This is a genomic window from Actinomadura fibrosa, assembly GCF_900659615.1.
Taxonomy (GTDB): domain Bacteria; phylum Actinomycetota; class Actinomycetes; order Streptosporangiales; family Streptosporangiaceae; genus Spirillospora; species Spirillospora fibrosa.
Genome location: NZ_CAACUY010000050.1, coordinates 29949 through 50569 on the forward strand (window position 1 = coordinate 29949; position 20621 = coordinate 50569).

At 72.6% G+C, this 20621-nt stretch carries 25 protein-coding genes; 13 read left to right on the plus strand and 12 right to left on the minus strand.

The window, feature by feature from the left end; all coding sequences use genetic code 11:
- Positions 1-313: 313 nt before the first annotated feature.
- The 3 genes from E1300_RS19190 to E1300_RS19195 are packed head-to-tail and all read right to left on the minus strand — an operon-like array spanning position 314 to position 986.
- Positions 314-586, minus strand: a complete 273-nt coding sequence (locus tag E1300_RS19190; RefSeq protein WP_131758395.1) for a hypothetical protein — start codon at positions 584-586, stop codon at positions 314-316.
- Positions 546-674, minus strand: a complete 129-nt coding sequence (locus E1300_RS53465; RefSeq protein WP_278045367.1) for a hypothetical protein — start codon at positions 672-674, stop codon at positions 546-548. Before E1300_RS53465 ends, E1300_RS19190 begins: the two co-directional genes overlap by 41 nt.
- Before the next feature lie 9 nt (positions 675-683).
- Positions 684-986 carry a hypothetical protein gene (locus tag E1300_RS19195; RefSeq protein ID WP_131758396.1) on the minus strand — a complete coding sequence of 101 codons (303 nt, stop codon included), beginning with the start codon at positions 984-986 and terminating at the stop codon, positions 684-686.
- 19 nt (positions 987-1005) lie between these two features.
- On the opposite strand from E1300_RS19195, the gene E1300_RS19200 reads away from it, so the two are divergent.
- Both E1300_RS19200 and E1300_RS52585 read left to right on the plus strand, forming a co-directional pair.
- Positions 1006-3246 (plus strand): hypothetical protein, encoded by a 2241-nt coding sequence (locus tag E1300_RS19200; RefSeq protein ID WP_131758397.1) that lies wholly within the window; start codon positions 1006-1008, stop codon positions 3244-3246.
- Positions 3247-3743: 497 nt separating this feature from the next.
- Complete coding sequence (locus E1300_RS52585; protein WP_242619236.1) at positions 3744-4391, plus strand: nucleoside triphosphate pyrophosphohydrolase; 648 nt, start codon at positions 3744-3746, stop codon at positions 4389-4391.
- A 198-nt stretch (positions 4392-4589) separates the two neighbouring features.
- Here E1300_RS52585 and E1300_RS19215 read toward each other — a convergent pair whose 3' ends face one another.
- The gene (locus E1300_RS19215) at positions 4590-5201 is read right to left on the minus strand and encodes a TetR/AcrR family transcriptional regulator (protein ID WP_131758398.1); all 612 of its coding nucleotides are present in this window, start codon (positions 5199-5201) and stop codon (positions 4590-4592) included.
- Positions 5202-5292: 91 nt separating this feature from the next.
- Here E1300_RS19215 and E1300_RS19220 point away from each other — a divergent pair, with 91 nt between their 5' ends.
- A complete protein-coding gene (locus E1300_RS19220) occupies positions 5293-5727 on the plus strand; it encodes a nuclear transport factor 2 family protein (RefSeq protein ID WP_207399846.1) in 435 nt (144 codons plus the stop codon).
- Between the two features lie 27 nt (positions 5728-5754).
- Here the strand turns inward: E1300_RS19220 and E1300_RS19225 are convergent, their stop codons facing one another.
- Complete coding sequence (locus E1300_RS19225) at positions 5755-5991, minus strand: hypothetical protein (RefSeq protein ID WP_131758399.1); 237 nt, start codon at positions 5989-5991, stop codon at positions 5755-5757.
- A gap of 533 nt (positions 5992-6524) precedes the next feature.
- A complete protein-coding gene (locus E1300_RS19230; protein WP_131758400.1) occupies positions 6525-7283 on the minus strand; it encodes a TetR/AcrR family transcriptional regulator in 759 nt (252 codons plus the stop codon).
- Positions 7284-7384: 101 nt separating this feature from the next.
- Between E1300_RS19230 and E1300_RS19235 the strand changes: the two genes are divergently transcribed.
- Positions 7385-8287, plus strand: a complete 903-nt coding sequence (locus E1300_RS19235) for a TIGR03620 family F420-dependent LLM class oxidoreductase (RefSeq protein ID WP_131758401.1) — start codon at positions 7385-7387, stop codon at positions 8285-8287.
- Between the two features lie 92 nt (positions 8288-8379).
- Here the strand turns inward: E1300_RS19235 and E1300_RS19240 are convergent, their stop codons facing one another.
- Both E1300_RS19240 and E1300_RS19245 read right to left on the minus strand, forming a co-directional pair.
- Complete coding sequence (locus tag E1300_RS19240) at positions 8380-9045, minus strand: response regulator (protein WP_131758402.1); 666 nt, start codon at positions 9043-9045, stop codon at positions 8380-8382.
- A gap of 7 nt (positions 9046-9052) precedes the next feature.
- A complete protein-coding gene (locus tag E1300_RS19245; protein ID WP_207399847.1) occupies positions 9053-10231 on the minus strand; it encodes a sensor histidine kinase in 1179 nt (392 codons plus the stop codon).
- A gap of 190 nt (positions 10232-10421) precedes the next feature.
- Here E1300_RS19245 and E1300_RS19250 point away from each other — a divergent pair, with 190 nt between their 5' ends.
- The 3 genes from E1300_RS19250 to E1300_RS19260 are packed head-to-tail and all read left to right on the plus strand — an operon-like array spanning position 10422 to position 12879.
- Entirely contained in the window at positions 10422-11327 is a 906-nt protein-coding gene (locus E1300_RS19250; RefSeq protein WP_131758404.1) for an ABC transporter ATP-binding protein, read from the plus strand.
- Positions 11324-12100: an ABC transporter permease subunit gene (locus E1300_RS19255; protein WP_131758405.1), complete on the plus strand. Its 777-nt coding sequence runs from the start codon at positions 11324-11326 to the stop codon at positions 12098-12100. The genes E1300_RS19250 and E1300_RS19255 overlap by 4 nt, the downstream gene beginning before the upstream one ends.
- Positions 12100-12879: an ABC transporter permease gene (locus E1300_RS19260; RefSeq protein WP_131758406.1), complete on the plus strand. Its 780-nt coding sequence runs from the start codon at positions 12100-12102 to the stop codon at positions 12877-12879. The genes E1300_RS19255 and E1300_RS19260 overlap by 1 nt, the downstream gene beginning before the upstream one ends.
- 68 nt (positions 12880-12947) lie before the next feature.
- Here E1300_RS19260 and E1300_RS19265 read toward each other — a convergent pair whose 3' ends face one another.
- Together E1300_RS19265 and E1300_RS19270 are read right to left on the minus strand one after the other, a co-directional pair.
- Positions 12948-13250, minus strand: a complete 303-nt coding sequence (locus E1300_RS19265; protein ID WP_131758407.1) for a hypothetical protein — start codon at positions 13248-13250, stop codon at positions 12948-12950.
- Between the two features lie 196 nt (positions 13251-13446).
- Positions 13447-13845 (minus strand): PPOX class F420-dependent oxidoreductase, encoded by a 399-nt coding sequence (locus E1300_RS19270; protein ID WP_131758408.1) that lies wholly within the window; start codon positions 13843-13845, stop codon positions 13447-13449.
- Between the two features lie 698 nt (positions 13846-14543).
- Between E1300_RS19270 and E1300_RS19275 the strand changes: the two genes are divergently transcribed.
- The gene (locus tag E1300_RS19275) at positions 14544-15410 is read left to right on the plus strand and encodes a Sco1979 family transcriptional regulator (protein WP_131758420.1); all 867 of its coding nucleotides are present in this window, start codon (positions 14544-14546) and stop codon (positions 15408-15410) included.
- 57 nt (positions 15411-15467) lie between these two features.
- Here the strand turns inward: E1300_RS19275 and paaI are convergent, their stop codons facing one another.
- Positions 15468-15938 carry a hydroxyphenylacetyl-CoA thioesterase PaaI gene (gene paaI / locus E1300_RS19280; RefSeq protein ID WP_131758409.1) on the minus strand — a complete coding sequence of 157 codons (471 nt, stop codon included), beginning with the start codon at positions 15936-15938 and terminating at the stop codon, positions 15468-15470.
- A gap of 95 nt (positions 15939-16033) precedes the next feature.
- Between paaI and E1300_RS19285 the strand changes: the two genes are divergently transcribed.
- The 4 genes from E1300_RS19285 (at position 16034) to E1300_RS19300 (ending at position 19262) form a co-directional block, all read left to right on the plus strand.
- Entirely contained in the window at positions 16034-16435 is a 402-nt protein-coding gene (locus E1300_RS19285; protein WP_131758410.1) for a nitroreductase family deazaflavin-dependent oxidoreductase, read from the plus strand.
- Positions 16436-16539: 104 nt separating this feature from the next.
- Positions 16540-17670: an aminoglycoside phosphotransferase family protein gene (locus E1300_RS19290; protein ID WP_242619238.1), complete on the plus strand. Its 1131-nt coding sequence runs from the start codon at positions 16540-16542 to the stop codon at positions 17668-17670.
- Between the two features lie 62 nt (positions 17671-17732).
- Positions 17733-18323, plus strand: a complete 591-nt coding sequence (locus E1300_RS19295) for a TetR/AcrR family transcriptional regulator (protein ID WP_131758411.1) — start codon at positions 17733-17735, stop codon at positions 18321-18323.
- A gap of 72 nt (positions 18324-18395) precedes the next feature.
- A complete protein-coding gene (locus tag E1300_RS19300; RefSeq protein ID WP_131758412.1) occupies positions 18396-19262 on the plus strand; it encodes an NAD(P)-dependent oxidoreductase in 867 nt (288 codons plus the stop codon).
- Here the strand turns inward: E1300_RS19300 and E1300_RS19305 are convergent.
- Positions 19238-20047 (minus strand): histidine phosphatase family protein, encoded by an 810-nt coding sequence (locus E1300_RS19305; protein WP_131758413.1) that lies wholly within the window; start codon positions 20045-20047, stop codon positions 19238-19240. The genes E1300_RS19300 and E1300_RS19305 overlap by 25 nt on opposite strands.
- A 65-nt stretch (positions 20048-20112) precedes the next feature.
- Here E1300_RS19305 and E1300_RS19310 point away from each other — a divergent pair, with 65 nt between their 5' ends.
- On the plus strand, positions 20113-20502 hold the full coding sequence (locus E1300_RS19310) for a VOC family protein (RefSeq protein WP_131758414.1): 390 nt from the start codon (positions 20113-20115) through the stop codon (positions 20500-20502).
- Positions 20503-20621: the final 119 nt, after the last annotated feature.

The following is a 20621-nucleotide window of genomic DNA, read 5'->3' on the forward strand; positions in this document are numbered from 1 at the left end:
TCTGTCGTAGATGCAGCAACGCGAGCGGGGCAGCGCGTACCGGGAGCGCACACCGACAGGCCGCAAGATGCCGAACTTGGGCGCCGGCGCTGGGTGGCAGACCACTACGCCACCCAGCAACCGGTGACCAGCACACTGCGACAGAGCAGGCATCGCCGAGCTGTCCGCACCGATGATGCACGCCGAGTTGGAGGGCTGGCTCCAGGTGGCCCGCGCCGGCTCCGCCACCGCGCCCTGGGTACGGCCGCGTAGCGACATCGTGGTGGGTTACCTCCTGCCCGGGGCGCTGCCCGCACTGCGCCGATGGGCGTTCTCACACCAGTCGCGACGGAAGATCGGCCGCGACGAGGTGCTGGCGGCGCTGCCTGCCCAGGCGCGGGTCGATCTTCCGCGTGCGCAGGGCTCGCAAGCTGGTGTTCGCCAACCCCACCGCCCGGCTCGACGTTCCCACGTCCGACGAACAGGTCCCCGCTCCGGTCGACTTGGAGGTGCTGCGCGCCGCGCTGGACTTCGACAATCCGGCCGAGGCGCCGATCACCGCGTTGCTAGCCTTCCACGCGGTGCGCATCGGCCAGCTGACCGTCATCTGCCTGGACGACACCTGGGACGGACGGCTGCTCGTCGGCGACCAGGTGATCCCGCTGGTCGAGCCGGTCCGCCACCGGCTCGGTCACCTACCTGGATCATCGCATCCGAACGTGGCCGACCTTGGTCACCCCTACCTGTTCCTGCACACCCGTAACTGGGGAACCACCCGGCACGTGACCGCGTGGTGGGTCCGGTATCAGCTGCGTCTGCCCGGCCAGCTCATCCGCCGCGACCAGAATCTCGACGAGGCTGTCGCCACTGGCGGCGGCATCCTCGCCCTGTACGACCTGTCTGGCCTGTCGATCGCGGGCGCCTACCGCTACACCAGCGTCATGGGCGTCGCCGAACCCGGCGTCCCCCGGAACCGACCATGCCGTCCAGCCGCCCAGCTGCACCATCCCAGGGAGCATCACCGCGATGACCGCACCGCACGTCGGCCCGCAGTTCGCCGAGGAGGAGTTGGGCACCGCCGAACGACAACTGCTGCACGCCGCCGCCACCGGCACACCCGTCGACCTGCGCATCGGCGATGCCCAACACGACGCTCCCGCCCACGCAACCGCCTGGGGCGCCGAGCGGACCGTGCGGGCCGGAGTGCTGATCGATCTGCTCACCGGACAACACACCCCCGAGGGCGGCCGGCTGCGGGCGGTGAAGCTGCGTGGCGCCCGCATCGTCGGCGAACTCGACCTGGAGGAGGCCGAGCTGGCCTGCCCGCTGGTGCTGGCCGACTGCCACATCGAGCAGCCGGTCAACCTGCGCGGAGCCACCTCGCCCGCGATCCGCCTGCCTGGCTGCCATCTGCCCAGGTTGGCCGCCGACCAGTTGCGGACCACCGGCGATCTCAACCTCGACGGCCTCACCGCCGAGGGGCCTATCGCCCTGGCAGGTGCCCGCATCGGCGGGAACCTGTCGCTGAAGGCTGCCCACCTGGCCAATCCGGGCGGCCACGCACTGCGGGCCGAGGCGCTCACCGTCACCGAGAGCATGTGGTGCCGGGACGGCTTCACCTCCATCGGCGAGATTCACATCTCCGGCGCCCGCATCGGTGGACGGCTCTCCATGGTCGGCGCGCGGTTGTCCAATCCGGGCGGGCGGGCACTGACCGGCGACGGCCTGACCGTCGAGCAGAGCATGACCTGCCGGGACGGCTTCACCGCCGAAGGCGAAATACGCCTGCCCAGCGCGCACCTGGGACGACTGTCGCTGGTCGGCGCCCGGTTGTCCAACCCGCGGGGGTACGCCCTCACCGCCGACGGCCTCACCATCGAACACGATCTGGATTGCCGGGATCGATTCACCGCCGACGGCGAGGTCCACCTGCGCGGCGCCACGATCGGCGGCACCCTGCACCTGACCCAGGCCCGGCTCAACGCGCCCGGCGCCGACGCGCTGGCCGCCGCCAGGCTCACGGTCGGCCACGACAGGTTCTGCCGTGACCTGTCCGTTGAAGGCGAGGTACGTCTGCCCGGTGCCCGCATCAGCGGCCGACTCGACTTGAACCAGGCGCACCTGACCAACCCCGGCGCCACCGCACTGACCGCCGATCGACTCACCGTCGAGGACGGCGTGCTGGGCGAGAGACTCACCGCCAACGGGCAAGTACGCCTTCCCAACGCCCACGTCGGCGGGACTCTGGTACTGGCCGGCGCCCACCTCACCAACCCCGGCGGCCAGGCGCTGAACGCCGACGGTCTCGCTGCGGACGGCGACGTTCACGCCACCGACGGGTTCACCGCCGAGGGAGAGATCCGACTGGTCGGCGCCCGCATCGGCGGCCTGCTCTCCTTCGAAGCCGCCACGCTCCTCAACCCAGGCCGACGGGCCCTGTACGCCTTCCGGCTGTCGACCGGTGGCGGTCTGCACTGTCGCGCAGGATTCAAGGCAGAAGGAGAACTGCTGCTGGCCGGGGCCCGCATCGACGGATACCTCGACCTGTCCGACTCCACGCTCACCAAGCCGGGTCGGCAGGCCCTGGATCTCGAGGGCACCACCGCCGTCGCCCTGGTCCTGCTGCCTCGCCACCGCCCCGATGGCGGCGTAAACCTCGCCAACGCCCGCGTCGAGATCTTCGAGGACGACCCGGCGACCTGGCCCACCTCGATCCACCTGCGAGGATTCACCTACGACAGCCTCGGCCCGCGCAGCGACAAGGCCGATGTCCGTACTCGGGTGGGTTGGCTGGCCCGCGACCCCGGCGGCTACGCGCCGCAACTGTACGATCAGCTCGCCGCCGCCTACCGGCGCGCCGGAGACGAACAGGCGGCGGGCAAGGTCGCGATCGCCAAGCAGTGGCGGCGCCGCGCGGTGCTCAACCCGGCGGGCAAGGTGGCGAACTGGCTACTGTATTTGACCGTCGGTTACGGCTACCGCACATGGCTGGCCGCCATCTGGCTGGTCGGCCTGCTCGCCCTCGGCACCTGGATCTTCACCGCCGCCTACCCGCACGACCTGACACGCGTCGATACGCGCGCTCCGCACTTCAACGCACTCGGCTACACCCTTGATGTGCTGTTGCCGATCGCGGACCTCGGCCAGCAGAAGGCCTGGCGAGCCCACGGCGCCGCCATGTACTGGTCTTGGGCGTTCACCACGGCCGGGTGGGTGCTCACCACCGCCGTGGTCGCCGGGCTGACCGGCCTCCTCAAACGCGAGTAGCCATCGCCAGCTCGCGTCGACGTCAAGGATCGCGATGCGAGGCCACCATTCCCGACCACCGGGCCACCGGGGGCCGCCGGGCCACCGGGCTGCCGAACCGCCGGACCACCGAGCCACCGGACCGCCGGGCCACCGCTCCGCCGGACCGCCCGGCCACCCGGCCACCGAACAACCCGGACCACCGCACCACCGAACCGCCCGGACCACCAGACCACCCGGGTGGCCCGGGCACCGGGGCTGCCCGGGCCACCGGGGTCGCCGGTCGCCGAGGGCTTCTGGACTCTTGGGCTCCTGGATCCAGCAGGCTGCTTGCGGGACGTCCATGCCGGAGTTCGTCTCATTTGCCTCCCGAGATGCCAGAGACTCCGGGGAAGTTGTGCTCAGGGGCGGGTGGTGGTCGTGTGGTGTGTGCTCCGGGGGCGTGGTTCTGGTGGTGGTTGAGGGAGTGGGGGCGACTCCGGAGTCTTCTTCGCTGGTGGCCGTTAGGGTCGTCTGGCATGGAGGCTGTGGGAGTACCAGGCTCGTTGGCCAGGGTGTTGTCGGACGTTGCGGACGAGCGCGAGGCTCAGGACCGCATGTGGGGCGTCCAGGAGTTCCCCGACGGCAGTGGGCCGGAGTTCACTCCGCGCGCGGAGGACGCGAAGAGGGAGTGCGGTGAGGCAGCGGCGGACGGACGGCTGACGTGGCGGCACATTCTCGCGGAGGAGTTCTTCGAGGCTTTGGCGGAGTCTGATCCGGCCAGGCTCCGTAACGAGCTCGTCCAGACGGCGGCCGTGGCGGTGAAATGGATTCAGTCGTTGGATCGGCGGCGTGGTGCGGTGCACGGGGCCAAGGGGAAAGGCGGAGTGGCCGAGAAGCTCGTTCGTGACCGCATACCCGAGATCATCGAGCGAAGTGGAGGCGAACCGGTCTCACGGATCGCCGATGCCGGGGAGTACGAGTTGCTCCTCCGCACCAAGCTGTACGAGGAAGCCGGCGAGTATGTGAGCGATGGCAATCCCGCTGAGCTCGCGGACGTTCTGGAGGTCGTCCACGCTCTGGCTGCCCTCCACGGGCTCACTCCCGATGACCTCGAAGAACTTCGCTCGAAGAAGGCCATTGAACGCGGCGGCTTCGACGGGCGCGTCGTCCTTCAGATGCCGTAGGCGTTGCTTGTCACTGCCGCATTGATCTCGTTCGGGTTTCGTGACTTCGGTTTGCTGCGCTTCGTGCTGGTACGTCGCGATTGAGCGGCTGATGTTGGAGCCGGGTCTCGGGTTGTTGGGGCGTTGCGTTTGGTAGCGGGTTTAGTGAGAGCTGTCGGGCTTCTTGTCGCGGACTCCGTAGTCGGAGCTTGGTGTGGCTCAGTCTTGCGGTGTGTTGTGAGTGGCTGAGTTGACGCGCATCCCATTGAAGATGATCTCCAGGGTGCGATGCCGTAGGTCTTCGCTCCAGGCGCCACTGAGGACGCCTTGGCATGCGGCGGTGAGGAGCGCGATGACTTCGGTCACCCGGATTTGTGGACGGATGGCGCCGGCTTGCTGCGCCCGGATCAGGAGGCGGCTGAGGGCCTGCTCCAGCTCCCGGATCGGCCCACCGGGTTCTATCTCGTTACCCGTACGCGCGAGCAGGTCGACCACTGTTCTGGTCGCTGCGGCCTGTTCCACCAGCGAGGTGAAGAACGTGAACAGGGCGGTGGCCGGGTCGCCGTTCTCGCTCAGCTGGTCCGCCTGCTCCGCGAGGCGTTGACGCAGGTCCTTCATGATGGCCGCGAGCAGGTCGTCCTTGGTCGGGAAGTGACGGAAGACGGTGCCGATCGCCACCCCGGCCCGCGCCGCCACCTCTTCCGTCGAGGCGTCCGGACCCTTCTCGGCGAACACGGCCTCCGCCGCGGTCAGGATGCGGATCCGGTTGCGCCGCGCGTCCGCGCGCAGAGGCCTGCCTCCCGGAGCATCGGACGAAGGCGGAGGCGTCATTCCGGCATCCTCTCATTGACAACATGAGTGGAGACTCATATTTTGCATCCTGAGTCACCACTCATGTTCTGGCTGGCACGAAGGGAACCCCATGGCCGCCAATACCGCCCCGGCGCTGAGCCCGACGCAGGTCTTCGAACGCTTCCGCGCCAACGTCCTCGCCGGGAAGCCCGGCTTGACCAGCGAACTCTGCGCTGACGACGTGGTCGTCGAGTTGCCCTTCGCGCGAGCGGGCATGCCGCACCGCATCGCCGGGCGCGAGCAGGTCGCCGCTTTCACCGCGGCGGGCAGGGAGGCGCTACCGGTCACGTTCGATGAGTTCCGCACCATCGCCTTGCATCAGACCACCGATCCAGAGGTGATCGTCGCCCAGTACGAGGTGACGGGAACGGCGACCGCGACCGGGCATCGCGCGACGGCGCCGTTCGTTCTCGTCCTCAGGGTTCGGGACGGCCTGGTGGTGCACTGGTGCGAGTACCAGGACAGCACGGCGATCGCCCAAGCGCTTGCCGGAGATGCTCACTGATCGACTCTCGGGTTCCCGAGGACCGGCTCAGGACCAGACTCTGCGGAGGGTCCAGGAGTCGGTGGCGGGCGCGGGCGGGGCGGTCACCTCCGCGATCGCCAGACCGTCCGGGGTGATGACCTGGAGCCGGTAGAAGCGCGCCTGGCCGGGCGCCTGCCACTCCTCAAGGACGCGCCGCACCTGGTAGCAGCCTCGTGCTCCGGAGATCTGGGACGGACGCCCCGTGGACGTGGTCTCCGCGGAGACGGGTTCATCGATCAGCACGGGACCGCACCCTATCTCGAACTATTGTTCGAGAAAAGTGGCTCGCGGAGGCAGGGCGGGACCCGGTGGGCGTTTTGGTCGATGATGTTCTGGTGATCTGGGTTGGGAACTCGACGGATCAGGCCGATCTGAGGGGTGTTTGAGGGATCCGTCCTTTTAGAGAGTGCTCCGGTCCCCTTGGGCGTGGCGACCGCGCTCGCGAACCGGTCACGCCGTTCGTCCGGACTGTCAGGCATCCGTCGGTCCGGAGATGTGGGCACCGCTAGGCCGAGTGCCTGCTTGCAGCCCGGCCTGGTTACGTGCACGGCGAGCACCGTCTCTGTTCTCTGCCGTTGGTTCGCCGATCGCGGGGCTGTAGCTGTGATGCATCGTGATCGCTTCGCGGTCGTGGACGGTGCGGATCTCGCGTGTGCCCATGGTCAAGCGTGCTGCCGGTAGGTGGGGCGTATCGCTCATGCGTCAGGGCGAGGCTCGCCAGTCCTGCGGCGGGAGGTTCGTAGTCACGGAACCCGGTGGCGGACGGAGGCACCGGGTCAGCGGGGGGTTGTGTTGCGGCGGCGGTGGGCTTTTTGCCTGCAGCCGGCACTGCAGTATCGGGCGGGGCGGCCTGTGCGCGCGACGGCTAGGGGCTTACCGCAAACGTCGCAGTGTTGAGTTTCGTTACGAGGCGCGGTTCTCGTTTCGTTACGTTTCGTGGGGAGTTCCGTGACAGTGGACGGGCGGAGTCCGTCACAGGCGAGGGCGGTCATGCGGCCGGGGGCGCCCGTGGCGCGGTGGGCGCGTTCCATGAACATGCAGCCGACCATCAGCGTCCGGACGTCGGCGACGTCGACGTCGGCCCGCACTGCACCCGCGGCCTGGGCTCTGCGGAGGAGACCGGCGAGCGCGTCGGTGAACTCTTCGTCCAGGCCGTCGCGATGGAAGGACGCGACGCCGCCGTCCACTGCCAGGGCGTCGCAGAGGGCGTGGTTGAACATCGAGCGTTCGATCACCCAGGAGAGGAAGCCGTAGAACGCCTGGGCCGGGTCCTCGGCGTCGATCTGGGCTCGGGCCTCGTCGACGATGCGCTCGACGCGATCAGCGATGACCGCCTTGAACAGGGCCTCCTTGGTGGGGAAGTTCCGGTAGACCGTCCCGGCGCCGACGCCGGCGCGGCGGGCGATGTCGTCGAGCGGGACGAGCATGCCCTCGGCGGCGAAGGCCTCCATGGCGGCTTGCAGGATGCGTGCGCGGTTGCGGCGCGCGTCCGCGCGGCGAGGACCACCGGCGGGGTCGGACGGGCCGGTGTCCATGGCGGCTCCCCTTCGGTTGACAAACGGGGCGATCGTTCCGGTACGGTCTTAAGCGGGCTGATGGTTCCGATTGTACGGTCCCCAGGACGCGAGGAGCGGCGATGACGGGCACGGCGGTGGACGAGGCGCGGCGCAGGCTGGGACGGTTCGGGGTGGCGCTCATGGCCCCGATGGCTCCCGCGGACGCCTGGCGGAGTGCGGCGAAGCGGATGGAGAACGCCGGGTACGGGGCGATCTGGGTGAACGAGGCCGTCGGCGGGCGAGAGGTGTTCACGCAGTTGAGCGTGATGCTGCCCGCGACCGAGCGGATCGTGCTGGGCTCGGCGATCGCGAACGTGTGGGCGCGGCATCCGGCCGTGATGCAGGGCGCCGCGTCCGTGCTGGCCGACGCCTATCCCGGCAGGCTGGCGCTCGGGGTCGGCGTCAGCATGGAGCAGATCGTGGAGGGCAGCGGGCAGAGGTGGTCCAGCCCGCTCGGGAAGATGCGCGAGTACCTCGACGGGATGGACGCGTCGGTCGCCGCCGCTCCGGTGCCGTCCGTCCCCTTCCCGCGGCTGCTGGCCGCGTTGGGACCGAAGATGCAGGGGCTGGCGCGCGACCGTGCGGACGGGGCGCTGCCAGCGGCGATGCCGGTGGAGCACACGCGCCGGGCGCGGGAGCTGCTCGGGCCGGACAAGCTGCTGGTCGTCGTGCAGAGCGTCATCCTCGAACCCGATCCGGTGGAGGCGCGGGGCATCGCCCGGCAGTCACCGCTGCTCACGGTGCCCGGATCGCCCTATGTCCGCTCGCTGAGGACACTGGGTTTCGGTGACGAGGCGCTGTCCGGTGGCGGGTCCGACGAGGTCATCGACGCCTGCCTCGCCTGGGGGGACGAGAAGCGGATCGGCGAGAGGCTCAACGCGCATCTCGACGCCGGCGCCGACCACGTCTGTCTCGTGGTCATGAGTCCTGACCTCGGCGCGTCGACCGATCAGTACGAGCGCCTCGCCCCCGTGCTGCTGTAGCGGCCGCCGCAGGGCATGGCGCGGTCCTGCCAGCCCGGCCCGGCGACGCGAGCGGGCATGAGGGCGGCTCGGTCCTGGAACGCGAGCGCTTGTCAGCGGGGGCGTACCAGGCCGGTCTCGTAGGCGGCGATGACCAGTTGGGCTCGGTCGCGGGCTTGGAGCTTCGCCAGGAGGTGGCCGATGTGGGTCTTCACCGTGGCGGGGCTGAGGTGCAGGTGCGCGGCGAGTTCGGCGTTCGACAGGCCGCGGGCGACGAGGGTGAGGACCTCGCGTTCGCGTTCCGTGACGCCGTCCAGGCCGGCGGGCGCGGGCTGAGCGGCGCCGGGACCCGGGCCGCGGACGAACTCGGCGATCAGCCGGCGGGTCACGGAGGGTGCCAGCAGGGAGTCGCCCGCGGCGACGACCCGGACGGCGGAGAGCAGGTCGGCGGGCGGGGTGTCCTTCAGGAGGAATCCGCTGGCCCCCGCCCGCAGCGCGGAGTAGACGTAGGCGTCCAGGTCGAAGGTGGTGAGGATCAGGACGCGGACGTCCGGGAGGCTCTCGCTGATGCGCCGGGTCGCCTCGATGCCGTCCATCTCGGGCATCCGGACGTCCATCAGGACGACGTCGGGGTGTTCGCGTCCGGCCAGTTCGACGGCCTCCGCGCCGGTGCCGGCCTCGCCGACGGCGGTGAGGCCGGGGGCGGTGTCGATGAGGACGCGGAAGCTGCCGCGCAGGAGCGCCTGGTCGTCGGCGACGAGGACGCGGATGTCTGCCAAGGGTGCCTCACGGTCGCGCGGGGTCGTAGGGGAAGGCGGCCGACACGGCGAAGCCGCCTTCGGGGCGGGGGCCCGCGGTGAAGTCACCGCCGTACATCATGACGCGTTCGCGCATGCCGATCAGCCCGTGTCCCTGCCCGTCCGCCGCGCCGGGGAGGACGCGGACGCCGGGGCCGTCGTCGGTGACCTCGATGCGGACGCGTCCCGCGCGGGCTTCGACGAGGACGTGGCAGCGGGCGGGGGCGGCGTGCTTGACGACGTTGGTGACGGCCTCCTGGACGATGCGGTACACCGACAGGGCGACGCCGTCCGGGAGGGTGCCGGCCCGCACGTCCAGGTCGACGCGGACGCCGGTCATCGCGGCGCGTTCGGCGAGGCCGTCGAGGGCGGCGAGGTCCGGGGAGGGGGTCAGGTCGGGGTCGGGCATCCCGTTCGAGGGGGCTGCGGTGTCGGCGCGCAGGACACCGAGGAGCCGGCGCATCTCGGTGAGCGTGCCGCGGCTGGTCGTCTCGATGACGCGGAGGGCGTCGAGGGCCTCGCCGGGGCGGGCCTCGGCGACGTGGACGGCGACGCCGGCCTTGACGGCGATGAGGCTCATGCTGTGCGCGACGACGTCGTGGAGTTCGCGGGCGATGCGGAGGCGCTCGTCGGTGACGGCGCGGTCGGCGAGCTGGCGGGCGGAGCGGGCGGCGTGCGCGCGGCGCTCGCGGACGACGCGGCCGAGCGTCCAGGACGCGCCGAGGACGGCGAGGCCGAGGACCGCCTTGCCGATCTGCTGGGCCTGCCAGTTCGCGGGGCCGACGAGGGCTCCGCCGAGGATGGCGACGGCGCTGAGCGCGCCGATCAGCGGGGTCGGCACCCAGCGGCGGTGCGGGCGGGTCAGGGCGATCGGGTAGAGCGCGTACGCGGCGGCGGCGAACGAGTCCCAGGGCAGGCCGAGGACGAGCGCGAGGGCGGAGGCGCCGGAGACGGTCGTGAGGACGGGCACCGGCCAGCGGCGCCGGACCGCGAGGGGCAGGCCGGTCGCGGCGGCGATCGGGCAGGCGAGGAGGGCGGGGACGGGCGGCGTCGTGGCGAGCAGCAGGAGCAGCAGGGTGCCGAGCACGCCCACGGCGGCGTCGGCGCCGATGAGTTGCCGCGTGCTGAGCCGCCGGGCGAAGGGGGAGCGCAGCTCGGAGTCGTCCACGTCACGACGGTAGCGGCGCGGCCGCGCGGGCCGCGTCGTGCCGCCGGGCGTCAGCCCTGGGTCGGATGCGGCGGGGCGGGGTCGGAGCACGGTCGGAGGGCCGCGGGCGCGTCTCGTGCGGTGGTGGGAGCGGCGGGTCCGGACCGGGTTCCGATGCGCGGCGGGGCCGGCGCGGACCACCGTTGGCGGCATGATCGAGATACGAGAGCTGACCAAGCGCTACGGCGGGACGGTCGCCGTGGACGGACTGTCGTTCGAGGTGCGGCCGGGGGCGGTGACGGGGTTCCTCGGCCCGAACGGCGCGGGGAAGTCGACGACGATGCGCGTCCTGCTGGGGCTCGACGCGGCGACGTCGGGCGAGGCGCTGGTGAACGGGCGCCGGTACGTGGAGCTGCGGCGGCCGATGCGGGAGGTCGGCGCGCTGCTGGACGCGGGGGCCGTGCACGGCGGGCGCACCGCGTTCGACCATCTGCGGTGGCTGGCGCGCAGCAACGGGATCGGGACGCGGCGGGTGGCCGAGGTGCTGGAGCGGGTGGGTCTCGCGGGGGTGGCGCGCAAGCGGGCGGGCGGGTTCTCGCTCGGGATGCGGCAGCGGCTCGGGATCGCCGCGGCGCTGCTCGGCGACCCGGGGGTGCTGCTGTTCGACGAGCCGGTGAACGGGCTGGACCCGGACGGCGTCCGCTGGATCCGCGGGCTGATGCGGGGGTTCGCGGCCGAGGGCCGGACGGTGCTGGTCTCCAGCCATCTGATGAGCGAGATGGAGCTGACCGCGGACCGGCTGGTCGTCATCGGGCGCGGGCGGCTGATCGCCGACACGTCCGTGCGGGAGCTGGCGGACCGGTTCGGGCGCGGGGTCGTCGTGCGGTCACCGCGTCCGGCGGAGCTGACGGGCGTGCTCGCCGCGGCGGGCGGGTCCGTGGAGGCCGCGGCCGACGGCGCGCTCACCGTCACCGGGCTGGACGTCGCGGACATCGGCGAGCATGCCGCGGCGCGCGGCATCCCGCTGTACGAGGTGCGGCCGCGCGGCGCGTCGCTGGAGGAGGCGTACATGCGGCTGACCGGGGACGGCGCCGAGTTCGGGGCGGTGGCGCCGTGACCGACGCGATCGCGGCGGAGTGGTGCAAGCTCCGGTCCGTCCGCTCGACGGCGTACGTGCTGGGCACGGTCGCCGCCTTCCTGCTGCTGTGCGCGTGGTGGTCGTGGTACGCGGGCCGCTACTGGGACGGCCTCTCGGCGGAGCGCCGGGAGGCGTACGCCTCGGCTCCTCCGGAGCAGCCGCTCGCGTTGGCCCTGCCGATCTGCGGTGCCGTGCTCGGCGCGCTGACGGTGACGTCCGAGTACGCGACGGGGATGATCCGCACCAGCCTGGCCGCGCTCCCCCGGCGGCCGCGGCTGCTGGCGGCCAAGGCGCTGGTGGCCGGGACCGTCATGCTCGTGGCCGGGCTCGTGAGCACTACCGCCGCGCTGGCCGCCGGGAAGGCCGTCGTCGGGGACCGGCCACTACCCGCGTTCGAGCGCCCGTTCGCCGAGCACGTCCCGCACCTGCTGCTCATGGCGGTCACGGCGGCGGCCGTCACGCTGATCTGCACGGGGCTCGGGGTCGTGTTGCGTTCCACCGCGGCGACGATCACGGCTGGGGCGGGGGTCCTGTTCGTCCTGCCGACGCTCGCGACCCTCCTGCCCGCGCCGTGGGATGAGCGGATCTGGTCGGTGATGCCCGGCAACCTCGCCGATCAGATCGCGCCCGCGCCCGGCGTGACGGTGCGCCACGGCGTCCTTCCGCCGGCGGCCGCCAGTCTCCTGCTGGTGGCGTATGTGGCGGCGTCGCTCGGTGCGGGCGCCTTCGTGTTCTCGCGGAGGGACGCGTGATGCGCGATGTGGTCGCCGCCGAGTGGTGCAAACTGCGCTCGATCCGCTCGACCTTCGCGGTGCTGTCCGTCGCGGCCGGCTGCGCCGTGCTGACGTGGCTGATCGCCTTCCAGGCGGCGCGGGCCTTCGACGGGCTCTCCCCCGCGCGCCGTGCGGATCTGCCGCTGCGGCCGATCCAGGAGCTGGGCCCGTGGATCGCTGGGCTGTGCCTCGGGATCCTCGGCGTGCTCGCCGCGACGTCCGAGTACCGTTCCGGGACGATCCGCGCCAGCCTCGTCGCCGTGCCGCGCCGGGGACGGCTGGTCGCCGCCAAGGCGGTCGTGGTGGCGGCGGTCGCGCTGGCGGCGGGCGAGGCGGTGACGCTGGCGGCGGTGATCGGCACGCGGCTCGCCATCGGCGGCCAGCCCTTCACCGACCAGACCGGGTCGCTGTGCCAGGATCTGCCCGCGTTCGCGGTCGAGGGCACGTCGGTGGCGGTGTTCGCGCTGCTCGGCCTCGCGCTGGGCCTCCTGCTGCGGTCCGCGGCCGGGGCGATCACCATCATGGTGTTCCTGTGGCACATCGTCCCGCTGCTGGCCTTCCACCTGCCCGCGCCCTGGGACGCTCGGACCGGCTCGGTGCTCCCGGGCGCGCTGGCGACGCAGGCGGCGGGCCTCGACGCGGACGACTCGATCTACGGTGACCTGCTCGCGCCGCCCGTCGCGGCGGCGGCGATGGCCGCGTACGCGCTGCTGCCCCTCTGTCTCGCCGCGCTGCTCTTCGCGCGCCGGGACGCCTGACGACGGCGCCCTCGTAGGAGGACGCCGCCGTCAGGACGGCCGCGGCGGCCGCGGCGGCCGCGGCGGGGTCAGCCCGCCCTCAGGTGGGACGCGCGGAGCGCGAGGCGGTCGCGGAGCAGGCCGATGGCCTCCTCCAGCCGCGGCGCGGCCGCCTGCGCGCGCAGCCGGCGGCCGTCCAGGACGACGACGGCCTGCGCGAGCGCCGGGCGGGGCAGCGACGCGTCGGCCACGACGCTCAGCGTGACCTCGACGGACGTGACGGCCCCGCGGGCGTCGGCCAGCGCCGAGCGGACGGCGCGCTCGGCCGCCGCGCGCTCGTCGGCGGTGACCTCTCCCGAGGTCAGGAAACGGATCTGCGGTGTCTCTCTCATCGTCGCGTTCATGGCTCTCCCCAGGATGCGCGTGGTGACGGCGGTGTGATCCGCATCGCCGGGAGCCGCGGCGCCGGAGCGCCGCGCGCAACCCTGCGTAACCAGTGAACGCCGCGCGGGACGCGGGAGTCGCACCGATCCGGCGTGTGCTTCGTCACCGGAGCCGGATGCTGGGAGAACGGGGACGAGAGCTTCGTCACCCGCCGGGGTTGTAGAGCACGTGATCCGGGGTGATCCGGACGGTGACGCGCACCTCGCCCTCCTGGCGGAACGGGTAGGTGTCCTGGCCGAGGTACTTCTTGGCGAGCTTGTCGATGACCTCGTCCGCGCCCTCGGTCTCCAGCCGCGCCTCGCCGGACACCGACACCCAGTGGAACGCGTCCTCGGGGTCGAGCATGCTGACCGACACGCGCGCGTCGCGGCGCAGGTTCTTGTCCTTGGCGCGGCCGACGGCGGTGTTCATGATGACGTCGTCGCCGTCCACGTCCACCCATACGACGGTGTTGTGCAGCGAGCCGTCCGCGCGGATGGTCGTGGCGAAGGCCGGCAGCGGGCGGCTCAGCAGCGCCTTGGCGTCGTCCGAGAGCTTGCTCATGGTGTTCCTCCTCGTGGCGGGCCTGCTCCTCCGACGATCCGAACCCGCTCCTCCGGCTCGATCTTCCCGGTGCGGACGGGATCATTCGGTGGCGCCGGGAGACGGGCCGCCGCCGGAACGCCGCCGGGGCGGCACCGGAGGCGACCGGCCGGTCACCGGGTGGAGCGCGCGGCAAATGTTCTCCGAAGCGCAAGCCGTCCGTCATTACGGTGTCATGCGAGCGGACGCGATAAACCGGGTCCATTGGCCATGCGGGACGCATAAGAAGGCTTCCCATTTTCCGGGGCGTCCCCGGTCGGGCCCTTATCGGAAATGACCATCGCACCTGCGGGACCGCGCGCCGGATGACACGTTCCGCACCCGCTCCACCACCGACCGCACTGGTCACGGGCGATGGTCACGATCCAAGTGACCGGATCGGCGCCCGAACCGCGTTCAGCCAGGTGGCGGGCGCGGGTGGCGGGAGTGGGCCCGGAAGCCGCCGTTCGGCCGCTCACCGCACCCTCGCGGGCCGTCTACCATGGAGGCGTCGTTTCACCGATGACGCGTTTTTCATACTTCCCAAAAGAGCGGTCCCATCCTCTAACATAGGGCGGTGCCGTTCCGCCCTCGCGCAGACCCGTCGACTGGCTGGTGACCCCTTGCCCCAGGATTCAGCTGCACCCACCCCTCCGGCCGAGGGCGATCAGGCCGGCCGGCTGATCGACTATCCCCGGCGGGGCGGCCCCACGGTGCTGCGCATCCTGCTCGGCGCCCAGCTCCGCCGGCTCCGCGAGGCGCGCGGGATCTCCACCGAGCAGGCCGGATACGAGATCCGCGGCTCGCACTCCAAGATCAGCCGGATGGAGCTCGGCCGCGTCGGCTTCAAGGAGCGCGACGTCGCCGACCTGCTCACCCTGTACGGCGTCTCCGACCCCGCCGAGCGCGCTCCGCTGCTGGAGCTGGCCAAGGAGGCCAACACCCCAGGCTGGTGGCACCGGTACGGCGACGTCCTGCCGAGCTGGTTCGAGGTCTACCTCGGGCTGGAGGAGGCGGCGTCGCTGCTGCGCACCTACGAGCTCCAGTTCGTCCCCGGGCTGCTCCAGACGGAGGACTACGCGCGCGCCGTCGTCCGCCTGGGCTTCTCCGAAGCCTCCGAGGAGGAGGTGGAGCGCCGCGTCCAGGTCCGCACGACCCGGCAGAAGCGGTTCGTCGCCCCGGGCGCGCCGACGCTCTGGGCCGTCCTGGACGAGGCGGTCGTGCGCCGCCCGCTCGGCGGCCGCGACGTGATGCGGCGCCAGATCCAGCACCTCATCGAGATGTCCGAGCTCCCGAACGTCACGCTGCAGATCGTGCCGTTCGGCGCGGGCGGGCACGCCGCGGCGGGCGGCCCGTTCACCATCCTGCGGTTCGCCGAGCCCGGCCTGTCCGACGTCGTCTACCTGGAGCAGCTCACCAGCGCGCTCTACCTCGACAAGCCGACGGACGTCGACACCTACATGCGCGCCATGAACAACCTCTGCATCACCGCCGCGCGTCCCGACGACACCGGACGCCAGCTCTCCCGCATCCTCAGCGAGCTCTGACCCCGGGCACGTCCCGAGCCGGCCGGTCGCGACACGGCTCGGTCGGAGGCGGTGCGGTCACGGCGGCGCGTCGTCGTCCAGGACGCGCTCGTTCCGGGTCCGGCTGCCGCCGCGGAACTCGGCGATGACCTCCCCGTCCGGGACGCGGCGCACGGTCACGTCGTAGACGCCGCTGCGGCCGTAGCGGGTGCGCTCCACGGCCGTCGCCTCCAGGACGTCGCCGGCGCGGGCCGGGGCGACGAAGACGACGTCGGCGGACGCGGCGACCGTGACGGCGTCATGGGTGTTGCAGGCGTAGGCGAACGCCGAGTCGGCCAGCAGGAACAGGTAGCCGCCGTGCGCGATGCCGAACCCGTTCACCATCGTGCCGCCGACGGTCATGCGCAGGCGGGCGCGTCCGGGCGCGATCTCGGCGATCCGCATGCCGAGGTCCTGGGCGACCCTGTCCCGCGCGTACATCGTCTCGGCGCACCGCCGCGCCACCTCCGCCGCGTCGCTCACCGGCCCAGCGTAGTGATCGCCTGGCATCGACGGGCACCGACCGGGAAGGACCACCGGGCGGAGCGGCGCCGGCGCGACCGGTCGCCGCCCGGACGACCGGGTAGGACGAGGGAAGGGGAACCATGCTGTTCGGTAAGGAACACGTCAAGCGCTACCAGGAGACCGACGGCGAGGTCGGGCACGAATGGCAGGGCACCGTCACGCTGCTGCTCACGACCACGGGCAGGCGCAGCGGGCAGCCCCGCACCACTCCGCTGATCTACCAGCAGGAGGGCGACGCGTACCTGGTCGTGGCGTCCAACGGCGGCGCGGACGAGCCGCCCCTCTGGTACCGGAACCTGGAGGCGAACCCGGAGGTGCGGGTCCAGGTGAAGGGCGACAAGTTCACGGCGCGGGCGCGTACCGCGACGCCGGAGGAGAAGCCGGCGCTGTGGAAGAAGATGGCCGCCGTTTGGCCGCAGTACGACGAGTACCAGAAGAAGACCGGCCGGCCGATCCCGGTGGTCGTGCTCGAACGCGCCTGAGACGGGCGGTTCCCTTTCGCGGCGGGCGCCGGGGCGTGTAGCGTCGGTGGGGAACATCAGTTCGACCGCTGACCGTCCGAGGCCGCCGAGGTACCGAGGTGCCGATGTCGCAGAAGGCTGACACCGAGCCGCCCCCGCCCCGGCTGCTCGGACGCTGGGGCCTCACGCCGGAGGGGTCCGCGGGCGCCGGGCCCCTCGACGCGGCGCCCGTCCGCACCGCGCCGGGCCGCCGGTGCTGGCGGGTCGGCACGGCCGCGGGGCCGTTCTTCCTCAAGGAGTACGCCGAGCCCGACCGGCGGCGCGTGCTGTTCCAGCACCGGGTCACCGCGGCGCTCGACGCGGCGGGCCTGCCCGTGCTCGCGCCGGTCCCGGCGCGCGGCGGCCGGACGCTCGTCACTGCGGGCGGGCGCGGCTACGTCCTGTACCCGTGGGTCGCCGGGCGGCGGCGCGGTGGCCTGGAGCTGACCTTCGGGCAGTGCGAGGAGCTCGGCGGCCTGCTCGGGCGCCTGCACGCGGGCCTCGACCGCCTGACGCCGCCGGTGCAGCAGAGCATGCTCGTCCCGACCCCGCGCGCCGCGGACGCCGTCGCGGCGGTCGACGCGCTGCTGGCGGCCGTCCCGGACGGCGGCGGCACCGACTTCGACGCGCTGACCGCGCGGCGCCTGCGGGAGCGGCGCGCCCTGCTCGACGAGATGGCCGACCACCAGCCGCCGGAGATGGAGGTGAGCACGGTCGGCCACCTGCACGGCTCGTTCGGCGCGCGGCACCTGCGCTACGGCGGGTCCGGCAACGTCACGGCCGTCCTCGGCTGGGACGGCCTCACCACCGGGCCGGTGGCCGGCGAGGTGGTGCGGGCCGCGGCCCGGCTGTTCGCGTGCGACGACGACCGGGGCCTCGACCTCGACCGCGTCCAGGCGTTCGTGCGGGGCCACCGGGCCGCGTTCCCGCTGGACGCGGGGCAGATCCAGTCCGCCGTGCACCGGACGTGGTGGGAGCGGCTGTGCGACGTCGCGCCGCTCCGCCACCGGTACCTCGGCGACGGCGGGGAGGGCGGCGCCGCGGGCGAGGACGGCGCGGGTGAGCGCGCCTCCGCCGCGCTGGTGACGTGGTGGTCGGCGCAGCTGGAGCGGACGCTGGAGGTGTTCGCCGCGCCCTACACCGATCCGCTCGACGGCGCCGGCTCCGGAGCGCACGGCGACGCCGACGTCCCGGAGGACAGTCCGGCCTACGGCTGAGCGGACTTCGGCCTCGCGTCCGAACTTGACCGGACGTTACAGATTCGCCTAGCGTCGGTCGCATGGCGCGCAGCAGGGAGTTCGACACCGAGGCCGCGGTCGCCGCGGCGACGGAGGTGTTCCGGAGCCGCGGCTACGAGGCGACGTCGGTCCAGGACCTCGTCGAGGCCACCGGGATCGGCCGGGGTTCCCTCTACGCGGCGTTCGGCAGCAAGGACGGCCTGTACGAGCTCGCCCTGCGCCACTACTCCGAACGGTCGCTGGCCGGGATCGCCGCTCGCCTGGAGCGCGACGCGCCCGTCCGCGAGCTCGTCCGGGACCTGCTGCTGTACGTCGTCGACGACACGGTCGGCGACCCGCGGCGGCGCGGCTGCCTGATGACGAACGCGGCCGTGGAGCGCCTGCCGGGCGACGCGGTGGCCGGGCGGATCGTCGGCGACTCGTTCGACGCGGTCGCCGGGCTGGTCGAGAGGGCGCTGCGGCGCGGGCGGGCGCGGGGCGAGCTGCCCGCGGACGCCGACGTCACCGCGCTCGCCGACTTCGTGACGACGGCCGTCCAGGGGCTGCGCGTCCAGGGCAAGGCCGGCGCCGACCGGCGCCGCCTCGCCGCGGTCGTCGACACCGCACTGGGGGCGCTGCCCGTTTCCGGGTAGAGACCCGGTCCGGCGGGTGCCGCACCATCCTCAACGAACTGTAATGATCGGTCAAGAAAAAGGGAGTCTCGCATGACCACCGTCGCGCTGCTGGGCACCGGCATCATGGGCGCCCCGATGGCCCGCAACCTGCTCCGCAACGGCCACCGGGTGACCGTGTGGAACCGCACCGCGGCCAATGCCGAGCCGCTGCGGGCCGACGGCGCCGCCGTCGCCGGATCGCCCGCCGAGGCCGTCGAGGGCGCCGAGGTCGTCATCACGATGCTCACCGACGGCGACACCGTGCTGTCCGCCATGACCGAGGCCGCCCCCGGCCTGCGCGAGGGGCAGGTCTGGGCGCAGATGAGCACGGTCGGCGTCGCCGCCGTGCCGGAGCTGGCCGGTTTCGCCGCCGAGCGGGGGCTGACGTTCGTCGACGCGCCCGTCCAGGGCACGAAGCAGCCCGCCGAGCAGGGGAAGCTCATCATCCTGGCCGCCGGCCCGCAGGACGTCCGCGCCGCGCTGGAGCCGGTGTTCGGATCGGTCGGCGCGAAGACGCTGTGGCTGGCCGAGGACGGCGCCTCGGGGGCGGCCACGCGGCTGAAGCTCGCCGCGGTCGGCTACGCCATCTCGACGACCTCGATCATCGCCGAGTCCCTCGCGCTGGTGAAGGCGCTCGGGCTCGACCCGGCGCTGTTCGGGGAGGTCGTCACGGGCGGCCCGCTGGACAGCGGCTACCTCCAGGTCAAGATGAAGGCCATCCTGTCCGAGGACTTCGAGCCGAGCTTCGCGCTCCGCAACGCGGAGAAGGACACCCGGCTCATCCACGAGGCCGCCGAGTCCGCCAAGGTCCGCCTCGACCTGAACGACGCCGCGAACGAGCGGTTCCGCCGCGCGCTCGCGCAGGGCCACGGCGACGAGGACATGGCCGCGACCTACTTCGCGAGCTTCCCCGGCTGAGGCGCGGGAGCAAGTGCGGGAGCGGGCGCGGGGGCGAGGTGCGCCGTCGCGCCGCCGATCACGACCAGGCCCCGGCGGCCGGTGCCGGGACGCGGCGGACGCAGCTCGACGATGCCCCCGTTCGGCATGGTGCACGCGTCCGCGAACCGGCGGAACGCGCGCATGTCCGCCGGGCCGGGGCGCTCCACGCCGGTGAACAGCGACCACATGAGCGCGCGCATGAAGATGCCGTGCGTGAACACGGCGATCAGTTCGCCGGCGTGGCGCCCCGCGAGACCGTCCTCAAGGCGCGAGGTGAAGGCCCGCACGCGGTCGAGAAGGCCGGCGAACGACTCGCCGTCGCCGCCGAGGACGAGTGCGGGGTCCGCCCTGTCCCAGTACGCCTCGGCGAAGGGGCGGCGTTCCGCGTTCGTCGTCCGCGGCCCGTGCAGGTCGCCGAGGTAGGTGAACTCCTGGACGGGCCACTCCTCGTACGGGACGCCGGGGAAGCGGGCCAGGGTGGGCGCCGCGGTCTCCCTGGCCCGCACGAACGGCGAGCTGACGACCAGCCCCGGCGGCCGGGGGAAGGACGCGGCGACCCGATCGGCCTCGGCGCGGCCGCGCGCGGTCAGCGGCGCGGCGCCGGGGCCGTTCGTCGGCAGCCCGGCGTTCGACTCGCTCTCGCCGTGCCGGACGAGCCAGACGGCGCCCGTCTCCGCACCGGCGTCGTAGGACGCCTCCACGGGCGAGTCCACCGGGAGAGGAGCGGGCGCGCCGCCGGAGCCGGGATTCTGGGTGTCGGACATGTGGCAAGGCTGGCATGCGGGGTGGCGGTGCGGGACGCCGGGTCGGCGGACGCGAGGATGGGGGCATGGAGGTTCTGAGCAGCCGCATCCTGCTGCGCCCGGCGGACCCGGGACGCAGCCAGCGCTTCTACCGCGACGTCCTCGGGCTCGCCGTGTACCGCGAGTTCGGCCCGGCGGACTCCCCCGGCATCGTGTTCTTCCTCGGCCCGGGGTTCCTGGAGGTGTCGGGGCACGGCGAGGGCGGCACGGGCCCGTCCCCGATGATCTGGCTCCAGGTCCGGGACGTCCGCGCCGAGCACGAGCGGCTCGCGGCGGCGGGCGCGCGGATCGTCCGGGAACTGCGCGAGGAGCCGTGGGGCCTGGTGGAGATGTGGATCGAGGACCCCGACGGCGTCAGGATCGTCGTCGTGGAGGTGCCCGAGGCGCATCCGCTGCGCCGTGACCCGCGTTCCTGACCGGCGGATCCTCCGCCGCCATGCTGGAAAACGCTGGAATTGTCTGGAGTTCCCTGTACTGTCACGCGCATGCCCCGGTCCCCCGGCGTCCCGACCCCCGACGCGCTGGAGGCGCGCAT

Excerpts from the sequence above, each read along its gene's own strand:
- E1300_RS19190 (WP_131758395.1), bottom strand. The coding sequence starts at position 586 with ATGACGGTCAGCTGGCCGATGCGCACCGCGTGGAAGGCTAGCAACGCG.
- E1300_RS19195 (WP_131758396.1), bottom strand. The coding sequence starts at position 986 with ATGGTGCAGCTGGGCGGCTGGACGGCATGGTCGGTTCCGGGGGACGCC.
- E1300_RS19200 (WP_131758397.1), top strand. The coding sequence starts at position 1,006 with ATGACCGCACCGCACGTCGGCCCGCAGTTCGCCGAGGAGGAGTTGGGC.
- E1300_RS52585 (WP_242619236.1), top strand. The coding sequence starts at position 3,744 with ATGGAGGCTGTGGGAGTACCAGGCTCGTTGGCCAGGGTGTTGTCGGAC.
- E1300_RS19215 (WP_131758398.1), bottom strand. The coding sequence starts at position 5,201 with ATGACGCCTCCGCCTTCGTCCGATGCTCCGGGAGGCAGGCCTCTGCGC.
- E1300_RS19220 (WP_207399846.1), top strand. The coding sequence starts at position 5,293 with ATGGCCGCCAATACCGCCCCGGCGCTGAGCCCGACGCAGGTCTTCGAA.
- E1300_RS19230 (WP_131758400.1), bottom strand. The coding sequence starts at position 7,283 with ATGGACACCGGCCCGTCCGACCCCGCCGGTGGTCCTCGCCGCGCGGAC.
- E1300_RS19235 (WP_131758401.1), top strand. The coding sequence starts at position 7,385 with ATGACGGGCACGGCGGTGGACGAGGCGCGGCGCAGGCTGGGACGGTTC.
- E1300_RS19250 (WP_131758404.1), top strand. The coding sequence starts at position 10,422 with ATGATCGAGATACGAGAGCTGACCAAGCGCTACGGCGGGACGGTCGCC.
- E1300_RS19260 (WP_131758406.1), top strand. The coding sequence starts at position 12,100 with ATGCGCGATGTGGTCGCCGCCGAGTGGTGCAAACTGCGCTCGATCCGC.
- E1300_RS19265 (WP_131758407.1), bottom strand. The coding sequence starts at position 13,250 with ATGAGAGAGACACCGCAGATCCGTTTCCTGACCTCGGGAGAGGTCACC.
- E1300_RS19270 (WP_131758408.1), bottom strand. The coding sequence starts at position 13,845 with ATGAGCAAGCTCTCGGACGACGCCAAGGCGCTGCTGAGCCGCCCGCTG.
- paaI (WP_131758409.1), bottom strand. The coding sequence starts at position 15,938 with ATGCCAGGCGATCACTACGCTGGGCCGGTGAGCGACGCGGCGGAGGTG.
- E1300_RS19285 (WP_131758410.1), top strand. The coding sequence starts at position 16,034 with ATGCTGTTCGGTAAGGAACACGTCAAGCGCTACCAGGAGACCGACGGC.
- E1300_RS19290 (WP_242619238.1), top strand. The coding sequence starts at position 16,540 with ATGTCGCAGAAGGCTGACACCGAGCCGCCCCCGCCCCGGCTGCTCGGA.
- E1300_RS19295 (WP_131758411.1), top strand. The coding sequence starts at position 17,733 with ATGGCGCGCAGCAGGGAGTTCGACACCGAGGCCGCGGTCGCCGCGGCG.
- E1300_RS19300 (WP_131758412.1), top strand. The coding sequence starts at position 18,396 with ATGACCACCGTCGCGCTGCTGGGCACCGGCATCATGGGCGCCCCGATG.
- E1300_RS19305 (WP_131758413.1), bottom strand. The coding sequence starts at position 20,047 with ATGTCCGACACCCAGAATCCCGGCTCCGGCGGCGCGCCCGCTCCTCTC.
- E1300_RS19310 (WP_131758414.1), top strand. The coding sequence starts at position 20,113 with ATGGAGGTTCTGAGCAGCCGCATCCTGCTGCGCCCGGCGGACCCGGGA.